This window comes from Nocardia sp. NPDC047038, from assembly GCF_040644075.1.
Taxonomy (GTDB): Bacteria; Actinomycetota; Actinomycetes; order Mycobacteriales; family Mycobacteriaceae; genus Nocardia; species Nocardia sichangensis.
Map to the genome: position 1 here is coordinate 1 of NZ_JBEYVQ010000051.1, position 1,947 is coordinate 1,947.

Below are 1,947 nucleotides of genomic sequence, written 5' to 3' on the forward strand. Positions count from 1 at the left end.
GACCTTCGTGCTGCCCTGACCTAGCAATTCCCCTCCAGGGTCCTACTGGAGAACATCCGCACCGAAGCACTTGTCCCAACACGCTCATGACTGTTGCTGTCGAATCACGGGAGTGGTCGTCGTCCGCGTTGCTAAGGCGGCTATCGGATCGCCCACCATCTGATGTCTGCAAGGGCCGTCCGGTCGATGCGTTCTTGAGGCACCCGTGTGCCGTCCCGCAGCCGGTCGATGACCGTCTGAGGCAGCCCCAGATCACGGGCGAGAACGATTGCCTCTTCTGGATCCGTCGCGATGGATGTCAGGTCCTCGCCGGTCGGTCGGGCGCAGGCAACTGCGTTCCACAGCGGTAGCGCCATCGTGGAGGTCAAGCCAGCCTTCGAGGCGCTGTCGGCGAAAGCATATGCCGCTTGAACTCCCGCGGTGTCGACGTCTCCTGCATACTCCAGAATTGTCGGTGTTACAGAACACAATTGGGGCAATTGGGCCAGTTCCGGGGCCAGCGCGGCCACTGCGTCTCCTGCACCGAATACAACTGCGGCGTAGTTGTGTTCGATGGAGCTGGCCGATAGCGCACGCCAGACCGAGTCGAAGGTCGATTTGTTTTCTACAACCAAAACTCTTCCGAAGTCTGCGAATCGGGCTATTCGTAGCCCTCCGATCGGTCGATCGCAGGCCAGGTCGTCGAGCGACAGCCGGTCGTCCGCGAACAGCGCGGTGGCGGCCAGGATCGCCAGTTGCTTCTCGTCGTCGAAGATGTGCAGTGACCGTTCCTCACGCGCTACCCGATGCCGGAGTTTTCCATGCGTTGTCAAGAGCCACTTGTTGATTCGTGCAGCCGCCCATCGAAGGCGTTGAGGTGGCCGTGCAGCGCGAATCCATCCTGCGGCCCACTTGAGTTCGGGAACCCACGGTTCCGATGCCGGATCCAGTGCACGTACGATCTCGGATCTGTTGGCAGGAACTGTGATTCTGTGCGGCAACGGGGTGAGTGAGCTGTCCCACAACTGACCATCCCGCGCTGGTAGCTCAATGACTCCCTGGGCCTGAAGACGATTCAGTGCATCCGCTAGGCGCAACCTGGCATGGCTGGTGTTCGACCATGCGGCGTCGGAGCTGGACCACAGCGCCAGCAATTGCTTGCGACCGATCCGCGGATTTCCGGCACCGAACAATTCCTCCACGAACCGCTCCAGGACGTCGTCCGGCGCCGGGGAGTCCGTTCGGCTTCGCCCGTCACTCATGCTCGGCCTCACGTGCGCCGTCGAGGTCGGCGGCGGTAGTCAGATCTATCTCGAGTTGGTCGTGCCAGTGGACCTCGGCGCTCGACATGGTGGGCCACTGCGCATCGCTGTTTGCTGTGGCGGCGTGTCTTTCGATGGCCGACACGTACAGTGTGCCCTCGTGCAGCAGGTCGCGGAGTCGATCGTCGGCGATGTCGGCCGGCAGGACAACGTTGGCGTTGGCGCGGTGGGAAACACGCAGTTGGATCAGGGAGGGAAAGACTGTCAGTGCTGCGAGATCCCGGATTCCGGTCAGCAGAACAAGTCGCACGCCCAGTGAGCTGGCGACATCGCGGGCCAGGCGAAGGAACATCGGTTTGGTGACTTTGGAGAACGGATTGTCGAGGAACATCGTGGTGTATCTGTGCCCGTGGTTGAGGGAGCGGCGTGAGGCGAGCAGTGAGGCCAGAATCAACGCGACGGTCACTCCTTCGCCACCCGAGGTCATCGCCAGTTGCTCGACCGGCTTGTGTTGGGCATCGAGAGGATCCGATGGGATCAGTACCGTCGCTTTCACTCGAGGCGTCACTGCCTCGATGAGAGCGTTCACCGTCGCCTTGGCGTCGAATACAGGTCGTCGACCGCGGTGGTCGGGCGCGAACCAGTCCTGCAGCTTCGACAGGATCGCCGCTTCCTTCTGATCCTTGGTGAGGCTGTCCAGGCCCGC

Annotated in this window: 2 protein-coding genes; both read right to left on the reverse strand. The window is 61.9% G+C overall.

What is annotated here, in order from left to right:
• Nucleotides 1-140: 140 nt before the first annotated feature.
• Nucleotides 141-1,181, reverse strand: coding sequence for a hypothetical protein (locus tag ABZ824_RS39680; protein WP_356970047.1), 1,041 nt, complete (start codon nt 1,179-1,181; stop codon nt 141-143).
• 52 nt (nt 1,182-1,233) lie between these two features.
• A partial coding sequence (locus ABZ824_RS39685) for a hypothetical protein (RefSeq protein WP_356970048.1) occupies nt 1,234-1,947 on the reverse strand: 714 nt, incomplete at its 5' end.